The organism is Chitinophaga sp. 01L420 (genome assembly GCF_056399985.1).
In genome coordinates this window covers 1-973 of record NZ_JBFTSK010000129.1, presented here as the reverse complement: position 1 = coordinate 973, position 973 = coordinate 1, and the positions used below count along the sequence as shown (strand labels likewise).

Sequence of the window (973 nt, the reverse complement as noted above, 5' to 3'; positions counted from 1 at the left end):
GCGCAACAGCGCTTGAACTGGCAGTGCAGCAGTTATTGCAGCAGCACGATGGGCTTCGTTTCCGCTACCTGCAAGGTGCAGATGGTTGGGAACAAACCTATGGGACTACCGGGGGCACCTTGCACCGGGAGGATCTGTCTGGAGTAAGTCTGGAAGCATTGTCAGACATGATTACAGTAAGAGCGGATCACTACCAGGGTAGCCTGGATATATTCCAGGGCGACCTGGTACGGGCTGTACTGTTTGAAACACCCGTGGACGAGCCGCAGAACCGATTGCTGATAGTGGCGCATCACCTGGCAATAGACGGTGTGTCGTGGCGGATACTGATGGAAGACCTGTCGTTATTGCTGGAGGGTATACTGTCTGGACAAACAGTCTCACTGGGTCGTAAAGGTCATTCTTACCGGCAATGGCAGGAAGGGTTGGTGGCGTACGGACAGCGTCCGCGCACCGGTAAACAGCAGGATTACTGGCAGGGAATAATAACGCAATATCATCCGTTGCCTGTAGATCGTGAGTATGAGGGTGCGGTGGTTCTTGGGAATATGAATAGTTACATGGTGAGGTTGGGAGCAGCAGGCACGCAAAAATTATTACAGGAAATTCCACGTGTGTATCATACAGAGATCAACGATCTGTTACTGACAGCATTGGCATGGACGCTGTGTGACTGGAGTGGACAGGAACAGGTGGTAATCGGGTTGGAAGGTCATGGCCGTGAAGATACCGTGATAGGTATGGACACCAGCCAGACAATAGGTTGGTTTACCAATATGTACCCGGTGTTGTTGGGTGCAGATGGATTAACCATGGCGGACTGGATCAAGTCGGTGAAAGAACAGCTGCGTGCGGTGCCTGATAAAGGCATGGGATACGGGATATTAAAATACCTTAACCGGGAAGACGGTTTACGGGGAACTACGCGGGAACTACGCCATGGGGTATTGTTTTTAATTACCTGGGACAATTG

General features: G+C 51.3%; 1 protein-coding gene. It reads left to right on the top strand.

What is annotated here, in order from left to right; genetic code table 11:
• Window positions 1-973, top strand: a 973-nt coding sequence (locus tag AC1DP6_RS36455) for a condensation domain-containing protein (protein ID WP_477059306.1), incomplete at both ends; no start/stop codon positions are given.